General features: G+C 28.3%; 35 protein-coding genes. 32 read left to right on the top strand and 3 right to left on the bottom strand.

Annotated features, from left to right (window positions below; genetic code table 11):
- The first annotated feature begins 634 nt into the window (after positions 1-634).
- From L1S49_RS12385 to L1S49_RS12330, 12 genes are all read left to right on the top strand, one after another.
- Entirely contained in the window at positions 635-2,239 is a 1,605-nt protein-coding gene (locus L1S49_RS12385) for an RNA-directed DNA polymerase (RefSeq protein ID WP_238904901.1), read from the top strand.
- A gap of 179 nt (positions 2,240-2,418) precedes the next feature.
- A complete protein-coding gene (locus L1S49_RS12380) occupies positions 2,419-3,033 on the top strand; it encodes an SLATT domain-containing protein (protein WP_238904899.1) in 615 nt (204 codons plus the stop codon).
- A 250-nt stretch (positions 3,034-3,283) separates the two neighbouring features.
- Positions 3,284-6,001 (top strand): AAA domain-containing protein, encoded by a 2,718-nt coding sequence (locus tag L1S49_RS12375; protein ID WP_238904897.1) that lies wholly within the window; start codon positions 3,284-3,286, stop codon positions 5,999-6,001.
- A gap of 75 nt (positions 6,002-6,076) precedes the next feature.
- Positions 6,077-6,973 (top strand): HNH endonuclease, encoded by an 897-nt coding sequence (locus tag L1S49_RS12370; protein ID WP_238904895.1) that lies wholly within the window; start codon positions 6,077-6,079, stop codon positions 6,971-6,973.
- A 221-nt stretch (positions 6,974-7,194) separates the two neighbouring features.
- The gene (locus tag L1S49_RS12365) at positions 7,195-7,755 is read left to right on the top strand and encodes a GIY-YIG nuclease family protein (RefSeq protein WP_238904893.1); all 561 of its coding nucleotides are present in this window, start codon (positions 7,195-7,197) and stop codon (positions 7,753-7,755) included.
- 200 nt (positions 7,756-7,955) lie between these two features.
- Positions 7,956-8,528 (top strand): TetR/AcrR family transcriptional regulator, encoded by a 573-nt coding sequence (locus L1S49_RS12360; protein ID WP_238904891.1) that lies wholly within the window; start codon positions 7,956-7,958, stop codon positions 8,526-8,528.
- A gap of 16 nt (positions 8,529-8,544) precedes the next feature.
- Positions 8,545-9,363 carry a CPBP family intramembrane glutamic endopeptidase gene (locus tag L1S49_RS12355; protein WP_238904889.1) on the top strand — a complete coding sequence of 273 codons (819 nt, stop codon included), beginning with the start codon at positions 8,545-8,547 and terminating at the stop codon, positions 9,361-9,363.
- Between the two features lie 204 nt (positions 9,364-9,567).
- Entirely contained in the window at positions 9,568-10,230 is a 663-nt protein-coding gene (locus tag L1S49_RS12350; RefSeq protein WP_238904887.1) for a Type 1 glutamine amidotransferase-like domain-containing protein, read from the top strand.
- Between the two features lie 293 nt (positions 10,231-10,523).
- Positions 10,524-11,291, top strand: coding sequence for a CPBP family intramembrane glutamic endopeptidase (locus tag L1S49_RS12345; protein WP_238904877.1), 768 nt, complete (start codon positions 10,524-10,526; stop codon positions 11,289-11,291).
- Positions 11,292-11,365: 74 nt separating this feature from the next.
- Positions 11,366-11,593 (top strand): hypothetical protein, encoded by a 228-nt coding sequence (locus L1S49_RS12340; RefSeq protein ID WP_238904869.1) that lies wholly within the window; start codon positions 11,366-11,368, stop codon positions 11,591-11,593.
- Between the two features lie 65 nt (positions 11,594-11,658).
- The gene (locus L1S49_RS12335; RefSeq protein ID WP_238904867.1) at positions 11,659-12,051 is read left to right on the top strand and encodes a hypothetical protein; all 393 of its coding nucleotides are present in this window, start codon (positions 11,659-11,661) and stop codon (positions 12,049-12,051) included.
- Positions 12,052-12,196: 145 nt separating this feature from the next.
- Entirely contained in the window at positions 12,197-12,382 is a 186-nt protein-coding gene (locus L1S49_RS12330) for a hypothetical protein (RefSeq protein WP_238904861.1), read from the top strand.
- Here the strand turns inward: L1S49_RS12330 and L1S49_RS12325 are convergent.
- Together L1S49_RS12325 and L1S49_RS12320 are read right to left on the bottom strand one after the other, a co-directional pair.
- Positions 12,363-12,581 carry a DUF2922 domain-containing protein gene (locus tag L1S49_RS12325; RefSeq protein WP_238904858.1) on the bottom strand — a complete coding sequence of 73 codons (219 nt, stop codon included), beginning with the start codon at positions 12,579-12,581 and terminating at the stop codon, positions 12,363-12,365. The genes L1S49_RS12330 and L1S49_RS12325 overlap by 20 nt on opposite strands.
- Positions 12,582-12,617: 36 nt before the next feature.
- Entirely contained in the window at positions 12,618-12,854 is a 237-nt protein-coding gene (locus tag L1S49_RS12320; protein WP_238904855.1) for a DUF1659 domain-containing protein, read from the bottom strand.
- A 258-nt stretch (positions 12,855-13,112) separates the two neighbouring features.
- Between L1S49_RS12320 and L1S49_RS12315 the strand changes: the two genes are divergently transcribed.
- From L1S49_RS12315 to L1S49_RS12235, 18 genes are all read left to right on the top strand, one after another.
- Positions 13,113-13,526 (top strand): hypothetical protein, encoded by a 414-nt coding sequence (locus L1S49_RS12315; protein WP_238904852.1) that lies wholly within the window; start codon positions 13,113-13,115, stop codon positions 13,524-13,526.
- Positions 13,527-13,780: 254 nt separating this feature from the next.
- Positions 13,781-14,041 carry a hypothetical protein gene (locus L1S49_RS12310; protein WP_238904849.1) on the top strand — a complete coding sequence of 87 codons (261 nt, stop codon included), beginning with the start codon at positions 13,781-13,783 and terminating at the stop codon, positions 14,039-14,041.
- Positions 14,042-14,087: 46 nt separating this feature from the next.
- Positions 14,088-14,549 (top strand): DUF6882 domain-containing protein, encoded by a 462-nt coding sequence (locus tag L1S49_RS12305; RefSeq protein ID WP_238904907.1) that lies wholly within the window; start codon positions 14,088-14,090, stop codon positions 14,547-14,549.
- Positions 14,550-14,767: 218 nt separating this feature from the next.
- Entirely contained in the window at positions 14,768-15,196 is a 429-nt protein-coding gene (locus L1S49_RS12300; protein WP_238904847.1) for a hypothetical protein, read from the top strand.
- A gap of 60 nt (positions 15,197-15,256) precedes the next feature.
- A complete protein-coding gene (locus L1S49_RS12295) occupies positions 15,257-15,793 on the top strand; it encodes a hypothetical protein (RefSeq protein WP_238904844.1) in 537 nt (178 codons plus the stop codon).
- A gap of 70 nt (positions 15,794-15,863) precedes the next feature.
- Complete coding sequence (locus tag L1S49_RS12290) at positions 15,864-16,166, top strand: hypothetical protein (protein ID WP_238904842.1); 303 nt, start codon at positions 15,864-15,866, stop codon at positions 16,164-16,166.
- An 89-nt stretch (positions 16,167-16,255) separates the two neighbouring features.
- On the top strand, positions 16,256-16,756 hold the full coding sequence (locus L1S49_RS12285; protein WP_238904839.1) for a hypothetical protein: 501 nt from the start codon (positions 16,256-16,258) through the stop codon (positions 16,754-16,756).
- 116 nt (positions 16,757-16,872) lie between these two features.
- Complete coding sequence (locus L1S49_RS12280; protein WP_238904836.1) at positions 16,873-17,118, top strand: hypothetical protein; 246 nt, start codon at positions 16,873-16,875, stop codon at positions 17,116-17,118.
- A 99-nt stretch (positions 17,119-17,217) separates the two neighbouring features.
- A complete protein-coding gene (locus L1S49_RS12275) occupies positions 17,218-17,628 on the top strand; it encodes a hypothetical protein (RefSeq protein WP_238904833.1) in 411 nt (136 codons plus the stop codon).
- A gap of 52 nt (positions 17,629-17,680) precedes the next feature.
- On the top strand, positions 17,681-18,103 hold the full coding sequence (locus tag L1S49_RS12270) for a DUF4275 family protein (protein ID WP_238904830.1): 423 nt from the start codon (positions 17,681-17,683) through the stop codon (positions 18,101-18,103).
- Positions 18,104-18,376: 273 nt separating this feature from the next.
- Positions 18,377-18,874 carry a VanZ family protein gene (locus L1S49_RS12265; RefSeq protein ID WP_238904827.1) on the top strand — a complete coding sequence of 166 codons (498 nt, stop codon included), beginning with the start codon at positions 18,377-18,379 and terminating at the stop codon, positions 18,872-18,874.
- Positions 18,875-19,134: 260 nt separating this feature from the next.
- Positions 19,135-19,314, top strand: a complete 180-nt coding sequence (locus L1S49_RS12260; RefSeq protein WP_238904823.1) for a hypothetical protein — start codon at positions 19,135-19,137, stop codon at positions 19,312-19,314.
- A gap of 339 nt (positions 19,315-19,653) precedes the next feature.
- Positions 19,654-20,439 (top strand): type II CAAX endopeptidase family protein, encoded by a 786-nt coding sequence (locus L1S49_RS12255; RefSeq protein ID WP_238904800.1) that lies wholly within the window; start codon positions 19,654-19,656, stop codon positions 20,437-20,439.
- Positions 20,440-20,780: 341 nt separating this feature from the next.
- Positions 20,781-21,620 (top strand): aminoglycoside 6-adenylyltransferase, encoded by an 840-nt coding sequence (locus tag L1S49_RS12250; RefSeq protein ID WP_238904798.1) that lies wholly within the window; start codon positions 20,781-20,783, stop codon positions 21,618-21,620.
- A 111-nt stretch (positions 21,621-21,731) separates the two neighbouring features.
- Entirely contained in the window at positions 21,732-22,286 is a 555-nt protein-coding gene (locus tag L1S49_RS12245) for a GNAT family N-acetyltransferase (protein WP_238904795.1), read from the top strand.
- A gap of 305 nt (positions 22,287-22,591) precedes the next feature.
- Complete coding sequence (locus L1S49_RS12240) at positions 22,592-23,032, top strand: SMI1/KNR4 family protein (RefSeq protein ID WP_238904788.1); 441 nt, start codon at positions 22,592-22,594, stop codon at positions 23,030-23,032.
- A 290-nt stretch (positions 23,033-23,322) separates the two neighbouring features.
- Complete coding sequence (locus L1S49_RS23255; RefSeq protein WP_275299586.1) at positions 23,323-23,457, top strand: hypothetical protein; 135 nt, start codon at positions 23,323-23,325, stop codon at positions 23,455-23,457.
- 157 nt (positions 23,458-23,614) lie between these two features.
- Positions 23,615-24,877: a hypothetical protein gene (locus L1S49_RS12235; RefSeq protein WP_238904786.1), complete on the top strand. Its 1,263-nt coding sequence runs from the start codon at positions 23,615-23,617 to the stop codon at positions 24,875-24,877.
- Positions 24,878-24,998: 121 nt separating this feature from the next.
- Here L1S49_RS12235 and L1S49_RS12230 read toward each other — a convergent pair whose 3' ends face one another.
- Positions 24,999-25,478 carry a YbaK/EbsC family protein gene (locus L1S49_RS12230; protein ID WP_238904782.1) on the bottom strand — a complete coding sequence of 160 codons (480 nt, stop codon included), beginning with the start codon at positions 25,476-25,478 and terminating at the stop codon, positions 24,999-25,001.
- A gap of 122 nt (positions 25,479-25,600) precedes the next feature.
- On the opposite strand from L1S49_RS12230, the gene L1S49_RS12225 reads away from it, so the two are divergent.
- Complete coding sequence (locus L1S49_RS12225) at positions 25,601-26,155, top strand: XRE family transcriptional regulator (RefSeq protein WP_238904772.1); 555 nt, start codon at positions 25,601-25,603, stop codon at positions 26,153-26,155.
- 233 nt (positions 26,156-26,388) lie between these two features.
- The gene (locus L1S49_RS12220; RefSeq protein ID WP_238904769.1) at positions 26,389-26,667 is read left to right on the top strand and encodes a DUF3953 domain-containing protein; all 279 of its coding nucleotides are present in this window, start codon (positions 26,389-26,391) and stop codon (positions 26,665-26,667) included.
- The last annotated feature ends 87 nt before the right edge of the window (positions 26,668-26,754 follow it).

Raw genomic sequence — 26,754 nt, 5'->3', positions numbered from 1 at the left:
TATAAAAAAAAGCAGGGCATGTATTTCTACATACTCTACTCTTTGAGTGTATCATCTTAACTTAATGACATTGCTCTAAAAAGGTGCTCTTTTTTTCTTATAAAGAACTAGAGAGTATGTGAGTGTAGCAGAATAGCAAAAATGACATGAGTATCAACAGTACGAAAATTAATATTAAAGTTTATCTAGATTAAAATTATCAGAAATACTCCTTATTCTGTTAAACTACATATAATCTGTATAAATGAAATTTGAAAAAGGTGAGAAGCGCAACGATTGACTTTTAATTTAATATAGACGGCGACTATTATACATGTTAAGGTCAAAGATGGCTTATATTAAGAAAGGCCTAATAAATATTTTTATTTGAAATGATATAGTAGTAATACTTATATATATGTAGTCTACTTTATATTGCGAATACTATTATTATGATGTAAGAATAGGTTGCATTATATTATAAATTAAGATATTTAGTTGAGATTAGAAGGAATTTGGATAGAATTGTTGAATAAAATATGTTGGAAATATAAAGAATTTATTTAATAACCAGATAAAATCTTAAATATGGGATTGGAAACTTTAGATTATATAAGTTAACTTAAAAAATTTCTCGTGAAAATGGAGGATAGAAATGTTTTATTTGAAAGAAACGAGTATTGAATGGGCTATGAAACATTTAAGAACTTATTATGATAGTGATTTTTTTCCTAAAATTCTTGAATTTACTGCCATAATGCATGATTGGAAGTCAATTAAAGCATATATAAGTAAAATTAATTTACTCGAGTATTCAGCACATTCACCTATCATATGTTTAGCACCAAAAAAAAATAATAATTTTAGAGTAGTTCATCAATTAGATCCAATAGATTCAATTATATATACTGCTCTTATATATGAAATTGCGGATAAAGTTGAAAAATTTAGAATACCTAAAGAAAAGAAAAATGTCTATTCATATAGGATTTTACCAGATAGCAATGGATCATTGTTCGAGTCAGAAGTAGGATGGACTGATTTTACTAAAAGAACAAAAGAATTGTGTGAGGAGTATATAGATGGATATGTTATAGTAGCGGATATAACAGCTTTTTATAATCAAATATACACGTCAAATATAAAAAATTTAATTGACGAGGCTGCTAATGGAGAGTTAAATGGACATGCAAAAGTTGTTGAAAAGTTTATAAATGATTTAAATAGACAAACTGCAAGAGGTATCCCAGTTGGTCCAGCTCCAAGCATTATATTATCTGAGATTGTAATGGGAGATGTAGATAGAAAAATTTTAGAATACACAAGTGATTTTGTGAGATATGTTGATGATATGAGAATATTTTTTAAAGATAAAAAAGGTGCGATTGAAGCAATGCATGGAATTTCAAAATATTTATACTCATCACATAGATTAGTTTTTGCAAGTTCAAAAACCGAATTAGTTTCAGTACAAGATTTCCTTAATAACTATAAAGAAGATGAGGAAAATCAAGAGGAGATAGTTAAAAATTCTATTAAAACTGAGTTGTTAGATGAAAAGCTACAAATAATTTTTGAGGATATATATAAGGAATCACCATATTCATTCTTTAATAGTAGGTTGCCACATGATGCAATAAAAACATATGGGATAACAGAAGAAGAAGAAGCTGAAATTTTAGAAAATTGTTATTTTACTATTTTAAAAAGTCTTTTAGATGAAGAGAATTTAAATTATTCTTTTATCAGATATATAATAAAGAAGGCTACAAAATTTAGAGTCAGTAATTTAGTTGAGACTATTTTAGATAAATTTGATTTTTTTATGCCAGTTATAAGAGAGATAAGTATATATTTAAAAACAGTTCTTGATACGGAATTGATTATAAAGTATGAAGAGCAACTAAAAAATATTTGGTTTAGTCCGTATATTGATATAGAGTATATCAATAGATGGATTAGTTTTTTATTTCAACATGATAACTTTATTGAATTTAATAGAAATAACTTAGATTTAAAAAGTGTTAAAAGTGTAAGAGATAAAGCTATATTTGCGTATAAATTAAGAAATACAAGTTGGTTTAGAGATTATAGAGATGGTGTAGAACAGCTTGCATCTTGGGATAAAAGAGCAGTATTATATGCTTCAAGTGTATTACCATATAGTGAAATGAAAGAGTGGGTTACTTCTGTTGCATCTGCTGGTGATATTATTGATAAAGCAATAGCAGCTTATATTGTTGATAAATTTAAACCTTAGTAGGTAATAGTTTTCGGATAATTATATACAGCGATAAAATTAATAAATTACAAACAAGCTTTAAAAGAAACCATTGATTTTATAAAAATTCATTTAATTTGCTTATGAAGTTGTAGCATATTTAAACATATTAAATAAATATTATAAAAAGCTTCAATGAATATCTGGAGGGAACTTTAATGGGAGAAAATAAAATTGAAAAGGAAGCGTTATTAAAAAGTTTAGCAGAGAATGGATATAATATTGGGATTGGAGCAAAACGACACCTCAAAAGCTATGATATCTTATCTGGTGTTCCTAGATTGCTTAGTTTTATATTAATATGTATAGGTATTATTCAAATGACATCACTTTATAAAGATCAGTTTTCGAGTATAAATGATATTATCTCAGTTATTTTAATAATTGCAGGAATTATTGCATTAGTAGCAGATTTATCTTCTGAAAACAAAGAAGAATTTAATAATAAGGGTGTAATGCTAATTGAACTTTTTAATGAACTTAGAGATATATATAATCAAGTACAGAAATTAGATGACAATGATTTACTTAGTTTAGAAAAGAAAAGAATGCGTGAAATAGTAGAAATTGCTTCACAAAACTCAATAAGTAGGCAAATTTGGTTCAGTAATTGGTGGGCACACTTTGGTTTTTTTTATGAAATGCAAATTGACTGGATAAATAATGAGTTGAAATTTAAATTTTGGAGAGATAAGGTTCCAGCAACTTTAAAATTTGTATTTTTCATGATTATAGTTGGTTATATTATTAATAAAATTAGATTGGTGATATAAAGAGGGGTACTAAATGTGGTATTTATAAATAAGTAATTTTCAACACATAAGTATATAAGATATGGAAATATTTATCTTTAAGTCTAATTTAACTATACCCAACCACAAACAATCATCCACAACACCCGCAGGTGACAAACCATCACCTGCATTTTTTATACCCATAACTATCTATAAAAATTGGATATTACTATCAATAAATGGTAAAATACCAGTATACTTACACCAAAACAAAAGGAGACCTTAAATATTGAATATAAAAGAACACCTTGTACTTATAAATGGTAAAGATGAAACTAGCAATATTATATGTTATAAACTAATTGATGGAATATATCACTTTACTTTGAGAGACGGAAAACCTTGCTTATGCGACTATAATAAGCTTAAGTGGATAAAAGATCCTGCTGAATTAGATGTAGAAGCTACAAGGTTATATGAGAATAATCAGCTAATATCAGACATAGATAAGATTTTCAGATTTGATGATTATATTAGAGTTTTTTTTAAGCATAAAGAGAATAAGTTATATCCTATGTGCAATCTAACAATTGAAAAAATTTGTTTGAATAAGGCTGGTTCAAACAATTGTTTTGAGTATCTTAAAAGTTTATCACCCTTACTTAAAGTATCTAAGGATGAAGAAGATAGTTTTTTGAATAAAGAATACAATAAGATAAAAACAATTAATTCACTTAGTGTTTTAGACATCTACTTAAATCCTAGAGAATTTGAAAAGCTAGAACATGTAGGAAATACTATATTCCCTTTTGGATTTAATATTAGTCAAAAAGAAGCGACTCATAAGGCATTAACTAATCAGATAAGTATTATTGAAGGCCCACCTGGGACTGGAAAAACTCAAACCATACTTAACATTATTGGAAATGCCATAATAAATAATAAAACTGTTGCAGTAGTTTCTAATAACAACTCTGCTACGTTAAATGTATTAGAAAAGCTTGAAAAATATGGGGTAGGATTTATAGCGGCATACCTAGGCAATAAAGTAAATAAAGAGAACTTCTTCAATAACCAACCAGAGTATAATAAAGATATAGAAAACTGGCAAAAGAGTGAAGATGAACTTGAAGGGATAAAAGCTAAACTAATAAATTCTCAGAAAAAGCTTGAGGAAATGCTAGATAAACAAAATACATTAGCATCATTGAAACAAGAGCTTTCGGAATTATCCACAGAAATTGAGTATTTTAATAGTTATTATGATAATACCATGTATAATACCTCATACAGATCCATATTCAGGCATAACTCTATTAAAGTAATGTCAATATTGGTCAAATATAATGCTGACATTATAAAATATAATAAATTTTTGTTTAGACATAAGCTTAGTAATCTAGTATCTCATGGAATCTTCACTTTTGATTTTTATAATAAACCTTATGAGAATATAGTGGATCATCTTAAAAAACTCTATTATGATAAAAGAATAAAAGAATTAAATAAAGATATTGAAAGTTTAGAAAAAGAATTGGATAGATATAGTTTTAAAGATTCTATGGGAGAGTACAGTGGAAATTCAATGCTACTTCTTCAAGCTAATTTAGCTAGTAGATTTAAAAATAAAGAAAATAGAGTTAAATTCTCAAAAAATGACTTATGGAAGAACTTTGATAGCTTTATAAAGGAGTATCCAGTAATCCTAAGTACTACGCATGCTTTAAGAAGCTGTGCAAGCGAAAATTATTTATTTGATTATATAATAGTGGATGAAGCATCTCTGGTTGATATAGTTAGTGGGTCTTTGGCACTTTCTTGTGCTAAAAATGCGGTAATTGTAGGTGATTTGAAGCAGCTACCTATTGTAGTTGATAATGATTTGAAAGGTGAAACGAGTAAAATCTTCGAAAAATTTGATTTAAATAGTGCATATAGTTATAAAGATAACAGTTTGTTATCCTCAATGATTAAGCTATTTAAGGATGTTCCTAGAACTATATTAAAGGAGCATTATAGATGTCATCCTAAAATAATTGGATTTTGTAATAAGAAGTTTTATAACAATGAACTTATCATATTAACACAAGAAAATGAGGGTGATAAACCTCTTACAGTTTATAAGACAGTTAAAGGAAATCACGCTAGAGGAACCTTTAATCAAAGACAAATAGATATAATAATTGAAGAAGTTATTCCGGTCTTGGATATAGGGGAATCAAATAAATCTATTGGTATAGTAGCTCCTTTCAGAGCACAGACTGAAAAACTTCAAGCTTTATTTAACACCACTGATATTGAAGCAGATACTGTTCATAAATATCAAGGAAGAGAAAAGGAAACTATCATTTTAACTACAGTTTCTAACTATATAAATAATTTTATAGATGATCCTAAACTTATAAATGTAGCAATATCAAGAGCAGAGAATAAATTGATACTTATAGTAGCTGACAACTATACTTCAAGTAAAAATAGCAATATTGGAGATTTGATAAGATATATAAAGTATAATAACCTTGAAATCATAAATAGTGAGATTTATTCTATTTTTGATTTACTTTATAAATGCTACTCTAAGGAACTCTTAAAAGTGTTGAATAAAAGTAAAAAAGTATCGAAGTATTCTTCAGAAATTCTAATGAACAATATGATAGAAAAGATCTTAGAAAAAGATGAGTTTAAGATACTTGATAAAGTTTTACATCATCCTCTTAAGATGCTTATAAGAGATACGTCAAAATTAAATGAAGAAGAATACAGATTTGTTGTAAAAACACAATCCCATAATGACTTTGTCATATTTAACAAAATCGATAAAATGCCAGTACTAGCAGTAGAAGTTGATGGATACAAGTATCATGAAAATAACCCAGCTCAGCTAAAAAGAGATAAAATGAAGGATGAGATACTGAGAAAATATGACATACCTATATTAAGATTTTCTACTGTAGGGAGTGGGGAAGAGAAGATATTGAGTGATAAGCTTTTGTCATTAGTAAAATAGAAAAATATCTATAAAATTAGATTAATCTTATTTAACACGGGAATATAAAGATTTATTATACATTGGAGGAGCGGCATGATAGAAAAAATATGTGAAATTATTGATGATGAGTATTGTTGTGATATAGATATAACTGTAGAAGAATGGAAACAGCTATTAATTAATCCTAAAGTTTTTGATGATAAAAGCAAAGAAGCTATAAGAAAATGGTATATAGAGCCCGGATACTCAGCAAGCTGTAGTTATATAGGGAAAAAGTACAACGAGCACAGTATGAGTGCAAATGGAATTATCAATGGTTTGGCTGGGAGAGCTCAAAAAGAACTTGGAAGATTTGTTGTTAAGGGGATAGGTAACATAGCTAAAGGGACAAGATTTATTGTTGTGATGAAAAGCAAACAAGTTGATAAAAAGCCAAAGACTTGGGAGTGGACACTTAGAGAAGAACTTGTTAAAGCTATTGAAGAATTAAAAATATTTTCAGAGGATAGTTACTCAGATGATGAGCTTATTTCAGATATTACTAATAGTGATATTTCTAATAATGACTCTTGCGTTGAATATGGAGGTAAGCCTAAAGGGAAGAGAGAACTTGTGTATGTCCAAAATAAATATTTATATCCTAGAAGTAGAAATATATCAATAAATGCTTTGAATCATGCAAATTATAAGTGTGAATTTGATACTAATCATTTAACATTTACTAGGAGAAACTCGGATTTAAACTATACTGAACCTCATCATTTAATTCCAATCTCTTACCACAGTAGTTTTGATGTATCTCTTGATGTTGAAGAAAATATTGTTTCTTTATGCTGTAATTGTCACAAACAAATACATATGGGCAAGGGATTTGAAATTATACTGGAAAAGCTATATAATGAGCGAAAAAATTTATTAAAAATAGTTGGCATAAATATATCTTTAGATGAGTTGATTATGTTATATAAAAATATAAAGAGTGATAATTAAAAATAGGATTTAGAATATTATTAAGAAATAGCACTAGATTAGAGTTTTAATTAAATTTGCAGCAGCCACATCTAGTCTTTCACCTTCAGCAATTATTCCCAGGCGCAGACAACCATCCATAATACCCGCAGGTGACAACCCATCACCTGCATTTTTTATACCCACAACTATTTATACAAATTGCATACTATAACTAATCAATATGATTTAAGGAGAATAACATGAACTTTGAGTATTTGTTGAAGCAATTAAAGGCTAATATATTTCTACCTAAGGAAGATTCACCAACTAAGTTACCAGACGAAGCAGGAGCATACGTAATATGTGCTAAATGTATAGAAGATCTACCACTTAAGATGAAGGAGTTAGAGTTTTTATATATTAACGGATTACCTGTAATATATGTGGGAATAGCAGGCAGACCGACTTCAAAAGTAAAAAGTTTAAGAAAAAGAGATTACAAAAATCATTTTAATGGAAAAGCAAGAACATCAACTTTAAGAAAAAGTATAGGAGTATTGTTTGACTTAGAAAAAAGATATTTGTATAAAGAAAATAAATCCAAGTATAGCTTTATTCCAGAGCATGAAGAAAAATTGTCATTATGGATGAAGGATAATCTAGTGATGCACTATATTTCTATTGAAAACCCAATGGAGTTTGAAAAATACTTAATTAGTTTTTTTGAGGCTCCTTTGAATTTGAAGAGCAATAATAGTGAAAATAATAAAGATTTTAGAAAAGAGCTGTATAATTTGAGAAATCACACACAGATTAAATAAAAATATCACGTAATATAGCTCAGCTATAAACTTTTATATGTTTATAGCTGAATTTTTTTAACCAGAAGCCATAAGTAGTAGATATTCTCTGTCCATTGGAATATTCATTTGATAATGTTTGACAAGTATGAATTAGAATGATATGGTAAGCATATACTCAATATTAAGCATGTGCTTAATTAAGAAAGGCGGGTTATTATTTGGGAAATCGTGATAAGGAAAGGGAAAAACGACAGGGACAAATTCTACAAATAGCACTGGATCAATTTATTATGAAAGGATATTATGGAACATCTACCCGTGAAATATGTAAGATAGCTGAAGTAAGCTCTGGACTTATGTTTCATTATTTTGATTCAAAAAAAGCTTTATATGAAACCCTTATTGAAATTGGTTGTGAAAAGATGGTTTTTATGCCAGGGGAAGATCTTAGTCCATTGAAGATATTTGAGAAGAACATTCAAGATTTATTTCAGCTGATTAGGAGTAATCCATTTTCCGCAAAGATGTTTGTGTTTATGGGATATGCAGTATACAATGCTGCTCATATTTCACAAAAGGCAGGTGAGTTACTTGCGCAGCATGACATTATCAATCAGAGTGTACCTCTAATAGAAAAAGGACAAGAGTTAGGAGAAATTCGTTCAGGAAATCCTCTTGCTCTATCAATTTCATTTTGGTGCTCAATTCAAGGTATTGCAGAAGCTATAGCACTTAATCCTGATAATCCAATACCTGATGAGAAATGGATATTAGATATTCTTAAAAAGTAAAGGAGTGATAATTTTAGTGAAGAAGCAGAATATACGCAAACTAATTATATTTATAATAATAACTCTTGCAAGTGGCTGGATTGGAGTAGCCATTGACTCAGTTCTTACAGAACAGCCAGAGGGGAACTCTCTGGGCATGGGACTATGGCTGATATTACCTTTTTTGACTGGAATAATATTAAGGATAGTGTATAGAGACTGGAAGAACATAGGTCTTAAACTTAATATAAGAGATAACAAGAAATGGTATATATTATCTATAGGAATTTATCTGTTAGTAACAGCAATAACTATTGGACTAGCAAAGATCTTTAACTTAATTGAGGTGTCAAATTTCACAAAAGGTTCATTTTTATCATTTGCAATAGCTTCTGTTACTGGGGGATTACTTAAGAATATTTTTGAAGAATTTGCGTGGAGAGGTTATTTAACACCGAAACTTATTGAATTAAAACTCAATGACTGGTATATTTACGGTATTTCTGGTCTTGTATGGGCATTATGGCACGTCCCATATTATCTTGTATTTCTTCCAGATATCTATTTTGAATCAATATCAAGAGGTAATATGATTTTAATAGGATGTATATTAATGGTATGTTGGACTATTATGTATGTAGAAATATATAGGATTACAAAGTCTGTTTGGCCATGTGTGCTTATGCATACTGTTGAAGATGCAGTACCTAATGTTATGGTCATGACAGGTGGATTTGTTTCATTAACTAAAATAGGGGATATCTTATTAAATCCAATCACAGGTGTTATAGCTACAGCTATATTTATTACAACAGGACTTTTGCTTAGAAGATTCAGAATTATGAAGTATGAATAAACATGTGTAATCTTGATAATGTAAAATGTTAGATTTATATTTTAAATAGGAAACATATACTCAAATTATAAATCTATAAAATAAATAGTCTTTGAAAACTGAACAATACTGTATTGGATAAATATGATATAATTTATTCATAATTGTAAATTAAGGTGCGCTACAGACTATTTATATAATATAAACTTTACTACGGAGGTACTTATGAAAATACACTATTATTTGGGTTGGTTTAACGATGTTTTTCTAGAGAAGCTTGTCAGGTTGTTGCATGAAGATATAACTGATAGAAAATCGCTTGTTATGATTAGCGCCAATCCATTTCTTCATGAAGATGAGGAAGTTGGTGCTACTGAACGCTCGTGGCTTGATCAGGCCAACATTAAGTTTGATGAATATCATTTAATTGATTATGGTATACAGAAGGAAGAGGCACAAAAATTAATTCAAAATGCTTCGGTAATTTTCTTGTTGGGTGGAAAGACCATTGAACAGAACGGTATTTTAATTAAATATGAATTGTCGGATTTGATTAAAAAAAGCAGAGCTGTTGTGATGGGAACAAGCGCTGGTGCGATAAACATGTCCTCTAAATGGTTATGCTCTAAATACACTGGCTATGAAGGTGAAATAAGCTCTATTTACGATGGTATAGGCCTTGACGATTTTTCTGTCCTGTCTCATTGTGATCTTGAAAATAACATTACGCAGATTCAAGGAGATCTATCTCCCTTATTAGAAGAAATGAATGTTTATGCGTCGAACAAAGACTGTGCTGTACGTGTAAAGGGAGCCAAAATCGATATTTTAGGCAATGTATATTTAATTTCCAATTCAAAGATTCAGAAGTTGGATGAGACACTTTAGCTGTGGTGAATTTCTTGCACAATGTTCTTATATTATTCAAATAAAACTAAATATAAAGTTATTATGATACCGTATTGTTCAAAATGAATAGCGGTATTTTTTACTTTGCAATACAAAAAGGTTAGCTAAAAACATGAAATTAATGTGAAGTAAGTGGTTCTTTGAAAATTGAACAATACTGTATTGGATAAATGTGATAGAATTAACTTATAATTGTAAGATGATGAGGAATTAAGTTATAGAGCTAAACAGTAATTTGTTAAGAAGCTAAATAATTAAAGGTGGAATAAATAATGCTTAAAATTAAAGAAAAACTAACAATTGACTATAAAAATTTACTTGTTGAAGTAATATTTATTTCAATAATATCTATATTATTTTATAAATCTAATTTCATTAGTATTAATAAAGCTAAATATATGGCTGTTATTATATTAAGTATTGTATTAATGAATTTATATACCATTCTTTTTGAGAAAAAATATAAGTATAATATAATGACTCTAAAAGAAAATGGTAATTCATTTTGGATAGTAATTTACTATACCGTAGTATGCTTAATAGGAAATAAGTTATTGACAAATATCACCAATATATGGATTCCATATATATTAAACCTTTTATTATTATTTATAGTATTTAGAATCTGTAAAACTAAATTAAAAAACTTCAACTATAAAACAACTTTATTTTGGATAGTTGCAGTGTTAATTAGTGCTTACTTTTTATTGAATACAGGACTAAGAGGTAGGAGCAATTATCAAAATATTGTTAACTTTTTAGTATTTGTAATTGCTAATTTTATTTCTAATTATGGATTAGAAGAAGTTGTTTATAGAGGTTGTGCATTTAATGGATTGAGTAAAACAAAATTAAATTATACTCAGATTAATATTATTCAATCACTTTTATTTGCATTTAGCCATTTAGGTGGATTTGGGCATAATATAAATTCGCTCCCATACTATATATTGTTTGGTTATTTATTTGGAAAGATTTATGCAACATCTGGTTCATTAACACCTGGTATATTACTACATGGAATTTTTAATACGTATTAATATAAAGCTAAATTCTAATTCATCCATCATATTTTATTTAAAATGTATCTGTATCTTATGCAGGAGGTTAGCAAATGAGTTCTAAAACTAAATCAAGAGTTTTATTTGGAATTGGAATCGTACTATTAATGTGTTATTTAATAGGCATATTTTATTTTTATAATATTCAAGAGTATAGCCCCTATGCTTCTGCTGGGGCTGATCTTGATGCTTTAATTCACAGCGTATTATTTTTACCTCCAACTGCAATATGTCTTATATTTGCTCTTATATTACATATAAAAGCAAAGAAATACAGATAAGCAATTTGGTATATTTGCTAAGTTTTCATAATAATATATTATAAAAACATATTTGGAGTATTTGAATGAGAGAATTAGAGCAGGAATATTTTTATGAAAACTTAAAACCAGGAATTATAAAAAAGTATAATGATTTAATATCTAAACAAAAAACAGTTAACCTTTGTGAAAAAGTTGAACTAGGAACATATATAACTGCTATTATTATTAGTGTTAAAAATTATAAAGCACTAACAGGAACTATTACTGGAAATACGATAGCTGAACTTTGTGTAGCATTGTTAATAATTACTGCTGTAAATATTAACACTAAGCCAATAAAGGATAAATATAAAAAAATGAAAGAAGAGATGAGAAATAACTTAATAATAAAAGTTTGTAAATGTGAGGAATATTGTAATTGCAAAGAAGACTTTGTTAAGTTACTGAAAATGAAAAACATAGATGTATTTAAATAATCTTTATTAGCGAACCTCGCCCTTCACCCTCAGCAATTTTGCCAGTGCACAGACAACAATTTCAAAAGCAAATAGATCACACCATCCCCCACCTTTAGACTAGTATATTACTAAGTTTCATTTTTTGTGAAAGGAGGTAGTATAAATGACAGAGAGTATATTAACACGTATTTCTTTAGAAGTGGAATATAAAGCAGACTTAGATAAAGAAAGAAAAGATGAGTTTAAAAAGCAGAGCTTTATAGGAATTGATTACAAATTTATGAGAAGAGAGGCTGAAATAATTCAGCCTCTCAAATATTTTAAAAGGATTAGTCTAATTCATATTTAGTACTTTTCTTTTCATCCATTTTTGCAGAATATAGAGACACAAGATCGCCATTTTTAGTGGTGAAGATGTTTTGCTCTAATATGGCATTAGCTAATTTAACTACTTCTGATTTAGGCAGGTCAGGTTTAACATCTGAAACAGAGAAAGTTGCTTTATCTCCGCTTGCTGTTAAAAATATAAGGCTAAGAACATAATTCATTGGTATCCCTCCTTTGTAATTATTTTTTAAAATATACTAGGCTTCAGATAATATAGAAACTTCATTTAGCATAATGTTTCTAATAGGCGCATCAAGTAATGATGCAATTGCCTTAGCTACAATTAATACATTGTTTATAGGTGCATCCACCTTAACATTAGAAAAGCTCTTTTTCTTAAAAGTATCTGCTCCAGAATCATTTGTTCCTGATTTTAGTTCTATTACTAAAGAAGAGCTTTTAGGATCTTTTTTAGCTTCCGTTAATATAGTCACCTCCTTCCTATTAAAAATTGCCTATACTATATAAGTAAAACAATAAATAAAAAAGTGGCGTTTTTTCGTGAAAAAAGTTTGAATTAAGTTGAAAAAATCTAATATTTCTTTTCTCAGCACCAGTCTAATACGTTTAGTAGCTGTATAGTGGAATAACCATAAAGTCGACAAACCATAAAGTAGAATAACCATATAGTTATATTAGATAGTGGAGGCATATAATATAGAATAAATAAAAAATATAGGGGGGAAGTATTGGTGGAAGAAGATTTAAATAAGGATAAAAAAGGAGTAACAGATGGATTTGGTGGAAATAAAGATGATATTACAGTAGGGGGTACTTGGGATGATGGGGAGAAAAGCTATGGGAGAACGGTTAAAAATTTTAAAATTGATCCTGGGGAAGTTGTTAGTCGTGAACATGATGGTGAAGATAAAAAAGGAGTATTTCTTCAATTCAATAGAAAATTGAGTATGATAGACTATGATATTAAAGATGATGAGGCTGTGTTAAAAAAGACATTTAGTCTAAAGGAGTCAATTGTTGTAATGATTAATCAATTAAAGCTTGTTCATCCAAATGCCAATGCAAGATATAATTCGATAGTTGAAAAAGCAATAAAACACTACTATAAATACATTATGGAAGAAGGTGGAATCCAAGAAGATTAGTTCTTTTAAGGTTTTATGCATAAAAGGTAGTAATAGTCTTGTTTGAACTGCTCATTGTTAAGTAGACAAGGGGCAGTTCAAACGAGTAAGTGGTGTTTTTTGGTTAGCATTTCAAAATTTGTATTATGTATTTTGGAATTAATATAAAGTTAGCGATTCTTGGGAAAGTGAAGAGTATGGTAAATTTTTATTTATTATAATATCTTGAAATGGTACAATTTTGGAAGATATATTTATTTAAAGGGGAAAATAATATGCTTGAAAAGCTTAAATCCTTAAGACCGTTATTACATAAAATATTTTGGATAGACAAGTTTCAAGGAAAAGATAAATCATTGTTTACTGCTGCTAAGCTCTTTATGTATTTCTATATAATAGCAATTATAATATCTTTTTTAGATTCAGTAATTAATTTGAGTTTTGTAGGATTAGTTGAGACTGTATGTGTAGTAATTATAATTCCTATAGTTTATGGAATAGTAATGTGGATGCATAAAGCTATGAGAGGATTGTAAATTAACTAGATAAAGGCATTCAATTCAAATAAAAAATAGATTGAAGGTGTTATTAATGACTGAAGAGCAGTTTGGTAATTTTGTTGATAAATGTTATGAGGAAATGGAACAAAAGCAGGAAAAACTTTTTAATACTTATAATATAGGAATATATGATAGATACTGGTTTGATCAAGAAACCAAGACGCTTCAACTTAAAAACAATGACGAAGTCTCACTAGAATTTAATATTGTATGCATTGGGACTTGGGGACATCAAAAAAATACTTGGATGTGGGGTTGGGCTAATGCAAGCTTTACAAATGAGATAAGAGAAGATGCCATCTTACTAAAAGGATTAACGGAATACACTGGCTATGAAGTGTTTAAAAAAATAGGGTTTGAATGTGATGAAGTTATGGCGTATGAGTCAGTTGCTATGGCTGTTAACTATTTAAATGCTTTGGGTATGTACAAGATTCCAGGGGAAAAAAGTGATCTGTTTGTTGCGCTAATGGAAATAAAATAATTTATATACAGTTATGATAATACCGTATTATTCAAATGAATTTACGGTATTTTTTAGTTCTCAATTCAAAAATAGTACTTAGTATTTTAAAAATAACGTGAAGTAATAGACTCTTTGAAAATTGAATAATAAGGTAATAATAATTTTTTTAAAGTTAAAATCATGATATACTTTTTATAGAAACATACTAAATATTATTTTTTAACATGGGAGAACAAATGAAGGATATATTAAATTATGTGTTTTTAGGAACAGGAGCTTTTATTTTATTGTTTGTTATTTATTTTGTAGAAAAAAATATTTTAGGAGCTAAAAAACTTTTGATGATACAAGGAAAGATCTTTATCCCTATAGAGATAACATTTACAGCAATAAAATGGTATAAAACTAATGAAATATTTGGACCCAAAAATTATTTTGGATTATTTCTTGTTTTGAATTCTTTTATCCTTGCTCTGTTAATAATAACTGACTTTTTATCAAAAAATTTAATTATTTATTCTATGAATAATATATATTTTGATAAAAGAAATTATAAATATGTTTTAGCTATAGCAATACAAGTATGTAATTCTATTTTTTGTTCACTTGGAACAATTCTGTTTATTATAAATGATTTTATAATAAAGCTTAATTTCATGAATTAGTTATAGCATATATTTTTAGTTAATTATTTTAAAAAATTATTATATAAATATGAGGAAAACATGAGTAAAAATAAATTAAATCAGTGTAAGAACATTGATAAGACTATATATCCAAAGCAGTTTACAGGCTATTTTATAGTTAGTATTTTTATTACTGTATCATTGTTTTTTATTACATACATCCTAATTAGAAAAGCTCCCTTAGAGGATATTAAGACTAGTGATGTATTTCTTATGACCTCTTGGTTAAGTGTAGTTACACTGATTATATTTAACTATGCAATAACAATTCTATTTTTAATCAAAAAGAAAATAAAAATAGAAATTAGGGATGGAGCAATAGAATTAAAGAAGGTATTCAGTAAAAAGAAATTTGAATTTTATGAAATAGAGTCTATTAGAATAAACCAGTTAAATCTTCGATATCCACTAACTTTTGTAATAATTAAGGGGAAGAAAAAAACTAATAAATTTATTAATAGATATATAATGTTTCCTAAATCGTGGTTTTCTACTAAAGATATAAAATATTTAGTGAAAATTATAAAAAAGTATAATGATAAGGTAAGTATTGATGGAATGTGGAGTTTAAATTAATAGTATATAAGAAAAAAATAAATAGGTGTTTATACGGAACTATTTCTATTAATACAAGGAGGTAAGCAAAGTGAAGTATGTATTATTAAGTGCAGATAATAGTCCATCTGTTTATTCAGTTCCAAATGAAGTTGGGGACAACTTAAGAAAATACTGTATAGATTTTTGTGAAGAATGGCTACATGAGAGTCCACATGCAAAGAAATATCGCATAGGTGGGGCCATTCGCTATGATGAAAAGGATTTTATTATTTATTTAAATAAATGGATTTTTCCTAACATGCCTTCAATATTTATTGAAACGCTTGAATGGATTGATTCAAAAAAAGACATTCCTGAAAAGTATAAAGGTTGTGAGTGGTTCAATTTTTAGTAGTGCCTTAGAATTATTAAATTATATGGAGTCAGTGAAATTTATGCAAACTAAAAAATAATTACTATACTGAACTGGAGTTGATTAAGTTGGATAAAAAATTACATACACTGTGGGAAACTTCAAGTTATCCTTTTAACCAAGTTACAATTCATTTAGGCCATGAATATATAGATATAACTGACCTACTTTTATGTTTACAAAAAGTTTCATTATTCCTAAAACAATACTTCAATGATAGTAAAATTTATTTAAATCATGATTGGCATGAACATGATGGATTTATTAATAATTCAATGGTAATTAAATGGAATGATTATGAAAAAAGTCTACTGGATACACAGTCACTCTTTGATTCAAGAGATGGAGATGATTATGTAAGAATTACAATTTACCCAGAAAACATAGGTTTTATATTAAGATATTATATTCTAGAAGAAGATGACTTAAATATTGGGGTTTGTGGTACTTTTGATTTAACAATTGATAAAATGTATTTGAATGATTTATCTAAGTTGATTGAATCAACTGGTATGCAATATTTCACTTCATATTCTAAAGACTATTTTGATAAAAATTATTCTGGTTAAGCATATTTATTACTTCGAAAGCTGAATAATACGGCATTGGATGAATATGGTATAATTGACTTATTATTGTAAAACATTGCTAATAAATAAAGATAATGGTTAAAGGATGAGGTAAAATGTTTGAAATAGTGAAAAAAGCGATTGATGAGTTTAATCTTTACGGATTATTGCCAGGGGCACCAAGTGACGAGTTTGATAGTGAATCAAGAAAAATATTAGGAAGAATAACTATTAATAGTACTGTAGAGGAAATAGCGCAAGTCACTTGTGACGTATTTTCAAAATCGTTTAATGAAAACTTTAAACTTACAGATTTTATGATTACTGCGGAAAAAATATATAATTCAATAAAAGACAATTAAAAATATAAGCAAATTACTTTGAAGGTTAATATTAGTTAAAAATAGTGGAATACTGGGAGTCAATATAGGCAGAATTTAATGTTAAGAGGTGAAACTTTTATGTGGAGTAAAATCAAGAAACAATTAGAAGGAATTATATGTGATTCTTTAAGGGAGAGAGTAGAATTTCATTGTTCTAATTATAGAATGCATGATGGCATAGGTAGGACGTATATAACTGTAGATGGAAAAGAAGTCTATAATATGTGTACTTTAAAAAGAGACTATTACAGAACACCAGTAGAAGGCAATTATTCACAGGTAGAATTTATAGAAACGGTGTATAAGTACTTAAATACTCCAATAGAAGATTGCATGAAAACCCAAAATCCATTAGTGAAAATGCTTTTAATTTTAGACAGAAGGATAGGAAAAAGAACATTGATTAAAATGAAAGAAAGTATTGAAAATGAAGATACAATTATACAGTATTTCTACAGATTAAGATGTGATGCAGAAAAAATTCATTAGGACGGAATGTTTTTATGTTATGTAGCAAATAAGCATTTAATGGAGGGATTTAGTGGAATTAGCAAGGATATTAAGAGATAAAAATATTAAGGTAATAGAAATTCCAAAATGGGGATCTTTCTTAAGAAAACAATGGGAAGAAAATTTTGCTAATCATTTAACTTCTGATGAAAAAAAGCATATTTTCTTAAATGATTCTGGTGGATATTTATGGCATTTATTTAGCTATGAAAAAAGAGTTTGTTTAAAAGGTGAAGAAGCTAATAAAGCATTTAATAATATTCCGAAAGGTTCTTGTTATGTGTTTTATCAACGAATTAATGATGCACTAATTGTAGAGAGCGCATCTAGCTTTAATGTAGATGATTTAAATGAGGAGTCAGATATTTATATTGTGGATAAAGAGTTTAATTGGACTTATATAAAAACACATGAAGAGGGATATTTAGGACCTTATTTTAGTATGAGACATTAGCAACTTTAATAAGATTTTATTATTCCACTTTACTTCTTATATATTATACAAATAAAACTTAATATTAAGTTATGCTAATACCGTATTATTCAAATGAATAAGCGGTATTTTTTGGTTCGCAATACAAAAGTAGTACTAAGTATTGTGAATTTATTTTAAAGCAAGTGCTTCTTTTAAAATTGAATAATACGGTGTTGGGTAAATGTGATATAATTTATACATAATTGTAAAATAATGCGTATTAAGTTTTAAAAATGGCGGGGAGAGAAAATATTGAATAAGAAACTAACTTCAAAAGGTCTTAAATTATTAATTTCGTTCTTTTTTATAGTTTATTTAGCAGTTCTTGTGAACGTGATTATCTTAAAAGATGGAACTGCTTTAGTTATGGCGAAACACAGAACTCAAATACCTTTTTCACAAAAAATAACCCAAATAAATATTATTCCTTTAGTAAATACAATAGTTCCATATTTACAAGGCGGCCCCTCTATCCGTATCTCAATTGAAAACTTATTGGGTAATATTTTTGCTTTTAGTCCACTTGGCTTTTTTCTGCCTTTATTGTTTAAGAAATGTAATAGGCTTAAAAATACCTTATTAGTGTCTTTGATTATAAGTTTGCTCATGGAAGTGGTGCAATTGATATTTTCCATGGGGGCTTGTGATATAGATGATATAATCTTGAATGTTTTTGGTTCTCTTTTAGGGTTTGGAGTATATTATTTATTTGGGAATTTGTATAAAAGAAAAGTTAACATTCTTTCATGATATTCTTATATTATTCAAATAAAACTAAATATTAAGTTATTATGATACCGTATTATTCAAATGAATAAGCGGTGTATTTAATTTGCAATACAAAAATAGCATCATGTATTTTTGTATTGCGAAATAAGTGGTTCTTTTAAATTTGAATAATGTAGTGTTGGATAAATATGATATAATTGATTCATAATTGTAAAAATATTGAACAATTAAGTGATATTATAAGAAGGCAAGGTTTGTCTATACAGATAGGAGGAATATCATTGAAAATAAGTATTAATATAGGTTTAGTAACTTCACTTATAATTACAGGGTATCTTGCTATTTCAAATTTTAATCGAAGCAGAATATTATTCTGGTTATTTACAATAGCTTTTTTATTTGGTCTTATAGGTTTCATAGTTGAACTTATTAGCAAGCAAAGACTTCATAAAAGCAAATAGAACTATTTTATGTATAATTTTCTTATATATTATTCAAATAAAATTAAATATTAAGTTATTATGATACCGTGTTATTCAAATGAATAAGCGGTGTTTTTTATTTTGAAATACAAAAAAGTTAGTTCAAAACATGAATTTGTTATGAGCTAACTATACAATAATATTCTTAATTAATTAATTAAGGAGATATTGGATGTTGATTTATACTTAAAACTGACCCACCTTTAACGAGTAAAGTTGACCCACCATAATGGATAAATATGATATGATTGATTTATTATAAAATAGTGTGAAGTAAAGATATAAATATGTAAATTTTGAGCAAGGAGGAAGGGGCTATTGAGAGCAAATAAAATAATGTTGAGAATAGGTATAATGTTACTGTTTTCAATTTTAATCTGGAAGTTTATTCTTTACCTAAATAATGTGTTTTTAGGTAATGAGTACAATCGTGAAAATCATTTGCTTATTGCTTTAACAACTACAATCCTATGTCTTATTTTAATTAATTTTGCACGAAGAATTGATAAAATATCATGGAAGCAGTTTGGAATGAATGGATTAAATAATAATATAATTTCCTTTTTTGTTGGAGTCTTGATTTGGATGGTTCCTGCGGTTATAGGTCTAGCTATCTGTTTATTGACTGGTTGGTCTGAAATAACAGTAAAAACAGACTTAAATCAACTTTTATTAAGTGTATTGCTCTTATTAGTGACTGTATTTTTAATAGAAGCATTTCCAGAAGAATTAATCTTTAGGGGATATGTTTATGGTTACTTAAAAGAATTATTTCCAAACTGGATAACGATTGTTATACAATCCGTGATATTTTCATTATTCGCTTATTTTATAGGAGCGTTGTATTCTATGGATCAACTCCTATTTATACCGGGATATGGTTTTATGTTAGGCTATTTTAGAGCAAAATCAGGAAATGTATGGACACCGATAGGGTTTCATGTAGCAATAATGACTGCAACTCAAATACTAAATCCCATCCATAGGCACTTTAATGTTGATGGGATCTTCGCTATTCAATTTTTTGCTTTCAATCTATTACCCTATGTATTAGGAGCTATTGTATTAGACTACTTTTATCCAAAAAATGATTTAGTGAAATAGTTTTACTATTTCAAGGTGTTTATTATAAATATTTCTTACATAGGTAAGATTAAAACTTAAAATATGGTAATCATAAATGCCGTAATATTCAGAACTGGATTTTACGGCATTTTTATTTCGCAATACAAAAGCAGTACTAAGTATTATGAAATTATTGCGAAGTAAGTGTTCTTTGAAAATTGAACAATATAGTATTGGGATAATATGTTATAATTGACTTATAAATGTAATAAAATATTGCGTCAAGAATAATAGGGTAACATTGGCTTCAGACAAATATCCAGTATCCGCATTAAAGTATTGAATTTGAAATATGATTAATGAAATGGGGGAATATGTGTATGGACAGCAGATATAAAGATATAGTAGATAAAATAATTAAATATGGAGAAACATCTGAACTCGTTAAAGCAGAAGTTCTAATTGGATCTCAGTCAAGGCAAATTGATTGTGCTGATGAGTATTCAGATATTGATGTTATGTTATTTGTTTCAGATATTGATTTTTTTATTAATTCAGATGAATGGATTAGCTCCCTTGGAAAATACTATATATCATTTGTTGAAAAAACGGTTTCTGGAGGTATGGAAAGACGTGTTATTTTTGAAAATGCTATGGATGCAGATTTTATTTTTTTACAGGCAGATGATTTTAGCAGAATTAATGAATTATCTGAGATAGTTTCAAGATCCTATAAAATGCTTCTAGATAAAGATAATTTCACAGATATTATAAGTCGTGTGGCACAATTGGATAAATCATTTTCTATTCCATCAGAAAGCGAAATTCAGAATCTTATCAGTGAATTTTTCTTTCATGTTATATGGGCTTCCAAAAAGGTTATGAGAGGTGAGCTCTGGGCTTCAATAACATGTGTAGATGGTTATATGAAAAAATTACTTTTAAAAATGATAGAATATCACTCACATGCTTTACATGGCAAAGCTTATGATACTTGGCATAATGGCAAGTTTATTGAACGTTGGGCAGAACCGTGGGTTGTAAAAGAATTTCAAAATATTTATGCACGATTTTCTGATAAAGATATAATGAAAGCTTTATTAAATACAATGAATTTATTCCAGAAGATAGCTATTGAAACTATGGATAAATGGGATTATGAATACCCTGTGATTAGTAACAAATATGCTACTGAATGGTTTAATAATATTAAATATTAAAGCTTATAATTTGTTATGAGCTAATTAGTAATTTGTAAGCGAGAGGATAGTTCACAATTTCTATCGAATACTATGTGAAAAATTTATATTTAGTAGAGGAGGAATAAAGGAGTGAAGCATGCAGGAACACAAGCAATAAAAACTACACGATTGACATTACGGAAACTCGAACTTACTGATGCGGAAATGATGTTTAGGAATTGGACAAGTGATGAGGAAGTTACACGCTTTTTGAGGTGGGATGCACATAAAACAATTGATGATAGCAAGAAAATGATTCAAATGTGGGTTAACAAGTATCAAGCTGATTCCACTTATTACTGGGGAATGTATCTAAAAGACGGCGAAATGATTGGCTCGATTGGTATCTTGATAACTTCAGAACATGATTTTAAGGCTGAATTAGGTTACAAGATCGGTAGCTGTTGGTGGGGTCAAGGATATACTAGCGAAGCGGCAAGAGCTGTTATTGATTATATGTTTAAAAATACGGATGTTGAACGAATTGAATCATATAACTCAGTAGAAAATCCTGCTTCAGGGAAAGTTATGGAAAAGGTTGGAATGAGCAAGGAAGGCTTCTTACGACACAACTATAAAACCCGTGACGGCTTTCAAGATTGTACTTTATTCGGAATAATACGAAATGAATGGGAACAAACATAATAAACAGTTGGAGCATCTATATTGCTAAATCAATTTGGATTAATCACAGGGAAACAAAAGTAAAGATGATAGAAAAATATCTTTTATCAAACGGAATTAAAAAAACTATAGTATTGAAGCGAGCATTGGAAGGCTGTTTGCCAGTGAAAGTAAGAAGAAAAATTGAAGATATATTAAATTAGGAGTTTATAAATAAAAATGAATAGATTTCTAAATTAACGTATTATTCAAATGAATTTGAGGCATTTTTTACACGCAATAGTAATTTAGGACGAACTATATTAATACAAAGAGAGGTTACATAAATGAATGATATTAGAGAAAAAATAACCGAATTGATAAATAATTATTATGATGAAGGATTTTTTCTGGGGAATACAGAAGAGTCTTTAATTAAAGAAATTGAAATTAAACTTGGAATTATACTACCAGAAAGTTATAAGTGGTATGTAAAAACATATGGCTGTGGAGGTATAGGATTTGATATTATCGGAGTTAATAAAGAGAAAAAATTATCAGTAGTGAACAGTACAGAGAAGTATCGGAAATATGGTTTGCCTAAAGGTTTAGTAGTTATAGAGGATGTTGGAGAATGGATATATTGTTTAGATACTGATAGAATAAAAGACAATGAGTGTCCTGTTGTAACGTGGTCTATGCATGATAAAGATGGAGTTATAGAACGAAATGATAATTTTTACGAGTATTTGTTGGATAATCTCAATGAGGCTATAGATAACCTTTGATTTATAAATTCATTTAGTTAGCAACATTTCTTATATTATGAAAATAAAATTATATATGAAGATATAGAAATACCGTATTATTCAAATGAATAAGCGGTATTTTTTATTTTGTAATACAAAAAAGTTAGTTCAAAGCATGAAATTATTGAGAAGTAAGTGGTTCTTTGAAAATTGAATAATATGGTGTTGAAAAATTTGCTAATGAATTTTGGGAGTGTGTTGCATCTCAAGATAAAGATGAATTAAGAAAATATTTTTGTGAAAATGCAACTATCAGATGTTCATGGCAATTGAAAGAGGTAACTATAGATGATATGACAGCAATAACTATTTGCCATGGTTCTCCCTATAAAATAAATGAAAAGATGTTGGCAGATGATAATAAGACCATAGAAATTATGAACAGGGTAAAAACTTCAATTTGAAAGAGTAGTTTATGCAGAATTAATTTAAAATATATTTTTACATCTATACAAGTATAACCATTTGAAATCATATAACTATTATATAATTAGTTAAGTAAAAATAGTTAGATATTGTGTACTCATTATAAGTATTAGGTGGAAGGAAGGGTGCAGTAAAATGCCAAATAGTCATCTTAATTATCAAGTTGAAGCATGGGATACACTTCAACACCTTTTCAGAGTTAAAAATATTAATGACCATACATTGCATTTTGTAGCAACACTTGCGGAAAAACTTGATTTAGATCGTTTTAAACAGGCAGTAAATATTTCGGCTAAAGCATTTCCTCTTATTAGAAGTAGTTTCAATGAAAGTAAAAGTCAAGCTTATTGGCAGGATAGGGGATATACAGCAGATGATATGGTAAAGCTTGTAGTAACATCGAATACGGATAAAAATATTAATGCATTTATCTGCAAAGAAATAGATGCTCTAAATGGTCCGCAGCTTAAGATTGAGGTTATTCGAGATGACAAAAGGGATACCCTCTGTGTTTTAATTAATCATATGTTATGCGATGCTGCTGGATTTAAGGATTATCTTTATATGCTGGCTGATATTTACTCAAACATGAAAGAAAACTCAAGCTATTTTCCAACACCAATGGGCAATAGAAGGATAAGCCAAATATTAAAGGGCTTTTCAGTAGGTGACAAAGTAAAAATAATATTTAGTAAAAATGATATGTTTTCACTTGATCCAGCTAAGTTTGAACTTGAGGGGGATATTAGTAACCCGTTTATTGAGATTCGAGGGATTTCAAAAGAGCGTTTTTGTCAAATTAAAGCCTATGCCAAAAAGCATGATGCTACCGTGAATGATGTCATCCTTACAGCTTACTTAAGGGTTCTTTCTCAAATATTTGGACGTGTAATTAGTATAACTTGTACAGTAGACATGAGAAAATATCTTCCGAGTAGAAAAGCAGAAGGTATTTGTAATTTATGTACTAATCTTACTTGCGATATAGGTTCTGAGATTGGTACAGAATTTGAGCAGACTCTTGGTAAAGTAAAAAGGGCAATGGACAAAGAAAAATTAAATATTGCCTGCGTTAAAAGTATCAATTTAATGGAAAAGGTTTTTGAGATATTCCCTTATAAATTGGCAAGGGGTATCATAAAAAAGAAATTCACTAATCCATTAATTGCATTCACCAATATAGGGATACTTGATAAGACAAGGCTTAAGTTTGGGAAAGTTGAAATTACTAAAGCATATATGACTGGCTCAATTAAATATAGTCCCTATTTTCAGTTAGCTATCTCAACATTTGATGGTCAGGCAATACTTAGCGTTAATCTTTATGGAACCCAATCTGACAGAAATACAATATCGTTCTTTTTAGATAAACTTGTTCAAGAGTTAAATGAAGACTAGCTAAACGGTCCTTGTAATTGACTCTTTGAAAATTTAATGCTGTGTTGGAATATAATAAACTCATAATTAATTTCGTGACAAATAGCCATAAGATACTTAAAAAAATATCCTATGGCTACACTTATTTAACACAAATAATATTTCCCTTTGTTATTTCTGATAAAATTTTAGGAGTTAATTTAAAAACAGCGTTAGGAGTTCCAGCAGCAGCCCAAATTTCTTCGTACTGCATTAAATCTTCATCTATAAAGGTAGTAATAGGAGTTTTGTGTCCAATAGGCGGAATTCCACCAATTGCAAAACCTGTATGTTCCAAAACAAAATCTGCATCTGCTTTCCCTAATTTTTCACCAATATATTCCTTAATCGCCTTTTCATTAATTCTATTTGTACCACTTGCTATAATCAATATAGGATTTTTAGTTGTTTTACCCTGGAAAATTAATGATTTGGCTATTTGACTTATTGTACAGCCTATTGTATTTGCTGCTTCTTGTGCAGTACGGGTAGAATCTGATAGCTCTATTACATTAAGCTCAAATCCAAATTCATTTAGTACACTTTGCACTTTTTCTGCACTCTTCTTTAAGTTAGATGACATAAAAGTTCCCTCCTTTAATTGTGTTTATAATTTTTTCACATAATATAGTAAATATGTAATTACTGGTGTATAATATATTATACACATGTTCATAATAATAAACAACACTTGGAGGAATTTATATGAAGGACTTTAACTTGATAATAGGTAAAAATTTAAATAAAATAAGAAAACAAAAAAATTTGAGCCTCGATAAGGTTGCAGAACTTACTGGAGTAAGTAAAGGGATGTTAGCTCAAATAGAAAAAGGTAGTTCAAATCCAAGCGTATCTACTCTATGGAAAATCGCTACAGGACTAAATGTATCATTTTCTTATTTTATGGAAGAAGATGATATGGAGATTGTTTATATTTGTCACAATGATATTAAACCTATAGTAGAAAGTGATGAAAAAATGAGAGTGTTTCCTCTTTTTCCATATGATAACACTAGAAGATTTGAAGTATTTACTATTGAGCTTGAGGCAGGTTGTAATCATCAATCTTTGCCACATAATGAGAGGACTGAAGAGTATATTATTGTTACAAAAGGGCAGATGGAAGTAGAAATAGGAACTTCAATATACAAGTTATCACATGGAGATGCGATAAGATATTTTGCAAATAAGCCACATTGTTATAGAAATAAAACAAATGAAATAGTAAGTTTTCAACATATAATATATTATTTAAAGTAGAAGAAATAGCTTCGGAAAATTCTTATATATTGTACAGAATAAATTAAATATAAAGTTATTATGATACCGTATTATTCAAATGAATTTACGGTATTTTTTACTTTGCAATACAAAAAAGTTAGTTTAAAACCTGAAATTATTGTGAAGTAAGTGGTTGTTTGAAAAATGAATAATGGAGTGTTGGATAAATATGATATAATTAATTAATAATTGTAAAATATAGGGGTGGTATAATGGGGAAAACTAGACAAATATGGAGTCAAAAGCAAACACATGAGAAAGTAATTACTGTAATGGGGATTGTTTGTTCTATAAGTATAATAATATTGGCGGTTATGCAGATTTTAGATATATGGGAAAATGCAATAAATGTATTTGAACCATTACTAGGTGTACTAATGGTGATTCAAACCATTCAGAATTGGAAAAAAAATAAAGAAGTTGCTATATTTAGCTTATGTGTTGCAATATTTATTTTTGGTATTTCAATTTTTATATTTTTAACAAGATGAATTTATTTGAGGGATTTAAGGGAGTTAGTATCATAATACGAAATGATAATAGCTTAGATATCATATATAGAAATAAGTGTTTTTGGG

The sequence above is a fragment of the Clostridium sp. YIM B02506 genome, assembly GCF_022324845.1.
Taxonomy (GTDB): Bacteria; Bacillota; Clostridia; order Clostridiales; family Clostridiaceae; genus Clostridium_T; species Clostridium_T intestinale.
This window is presented reverse-complemented; position numbering and strand designations above follow the sequence as displayed.

Excerpts from the sequence above, each read along its gene's own strand:
- L1S49_RS12385 (WP_238904901.1), top strand. The coding sequence starts at position 635 with ATGTTTTATTTGAAAGAAACGAGTATTGAATGGGCTATGAAACATTTA.
- L1S49_RS12380 (WP_238904899.1), top strand. The coding sequence starts at position 2,419 with ATGGGAGAAAATAAAATTGAAAAGGAAGCGTTATTAAAAAGTTTAGCA.
- L1S49_RS12370 (WP_238904895.1), top strand. The coding sequence starts at position 6,077 with ATGATAGAAAAAATATGTGAAATTATTGATGATGAGTATTGTTGTGAT.
- L1S49_RS12365 (WP_238904893.1), top strand. The coding sequence starts at position 7,195 with ATGAACTTTGAGTATTTGTTGAAGCAATTAAAGGCTAATATATTTCTA.
- L1S49_RS12350 (WP_238904887.1), top strand. The coding sequence starts at position 9,568 with ATGAAAATACACTATTATTTGGGTTGGTTTAACGATGTTTTTCTAGAG.
- L1S49_RS12345 (WP_238904877.1), top strand. The coding sequence starts at position 10,524 with ATGCTTAAAATTAAAGAAAAACTAACAATTGACTATAAAAATTTACTT.
- L1S49_RS12340 (WP_238904869.1), top strand. The coding sequence starts at position 11,366 with ATGAGTTCTAAAACTAAATCAAGAGTTTTATTTGGAATTGGAATCGTA.
- L1S49_RS12335 (WP_238904867.1), top strand. The coding sequence starts at position 11,659 with ATGAGAGAATTAGAGCAGGAATATTTTTATGAAAACTTAAAACCAGGA.
- L1S49_RS12330 (WP_238904861.1), top strand. The coding sequence starts at position 12,197 with ATGACAGAGAGTATATTAACACGTATTTCTTTAGAAGTGGAATATAAA.
- L1S49_RS12325 (WP_238904858.1), bottom strand. The coding sequence starts at position 12,581 with ATGAATTATGTTCTTAGCCTTATATTTTTAACAGCAAGCGGAGATAAA.
- L1S49_RS12310 (WP_238904849.1), top strand. The coding sequence starts at position 13,781 with ATGCTTGAAAAGCTTAAATCCTTAAGACCGTTATTACATAAAATATTT.
- L1S49_RS12300 (WP_238904847.1), top strand. The coding sequence starts at position 14,768 with ATGAAGGATATATTAAATTATGTGTTTTTAGGAACAGGAGCTTTTATT.
- L1S49_RS12295 (WP_238904844.1), top strand. The coding sequence starts at position 15,257 with ATGAGTAAAAATAAATTAAATCAGTGTAAGAACATTGATAAGACTATA.
- L1S49_RS12280 (WP_238904836.1), top strand. The coding sequence starts at position 16,873 with ATGTTTGAAATAGTGAAAAAAGCGATTGATGAGTTTAATCTTTACGGA.
- L1S49_RS12275 (WP_238904833.1), top strand. The coding sequence starts at position 17,218 with ATGTGGAGTAAAATCAAGAAACAATTAGAAGGAATTATATGTGATTCT.
- L1S49_RS12250 (WP_238904798.1), top strand. The coding sequence starts at position 20,781 with ATGGACAGCAGATATAAAGATATAGTAGATAAAATAATTAAATATGGA.
- L1S49_RS12240 (WP_238904788.1), top strand. The coding sequence starts at position 22,592 with ATGAATGATATTAGAGAAAAAATAACCGAATTGATAAATAATTATTAT.
- L1S49_RS12235 (WP_238904786.1), top strand. The coding sequence starts at position 23,615 with ATGCCAAATAGTCATCTTAATTATCAAGTTGAAGCATGGGATACACTT.
- L1S49_RS12230 (WP_238904782.1), bottom strand. The coding sequence starts at position 25,478 with ATGTCATCTAACTTAAAGAAGAGTGCAGAAAAAGTGCAAAGTGTACTA.
- L1S49_RS12225 (WP_238904772.1), top strand. The coding sequence starts at position 25,601 with ATGAAGGACTTTAACTTGATAATAGGTAAAAATTTAAATAAAATAAGA.
- L1S49_RS12220 (WP_238904769.1), top strand. The coding sequence starts at position 26,389 with ATGGGGAAAACTAGACAAATATGGAGTCAAAAGCAAACACATGAGAAA.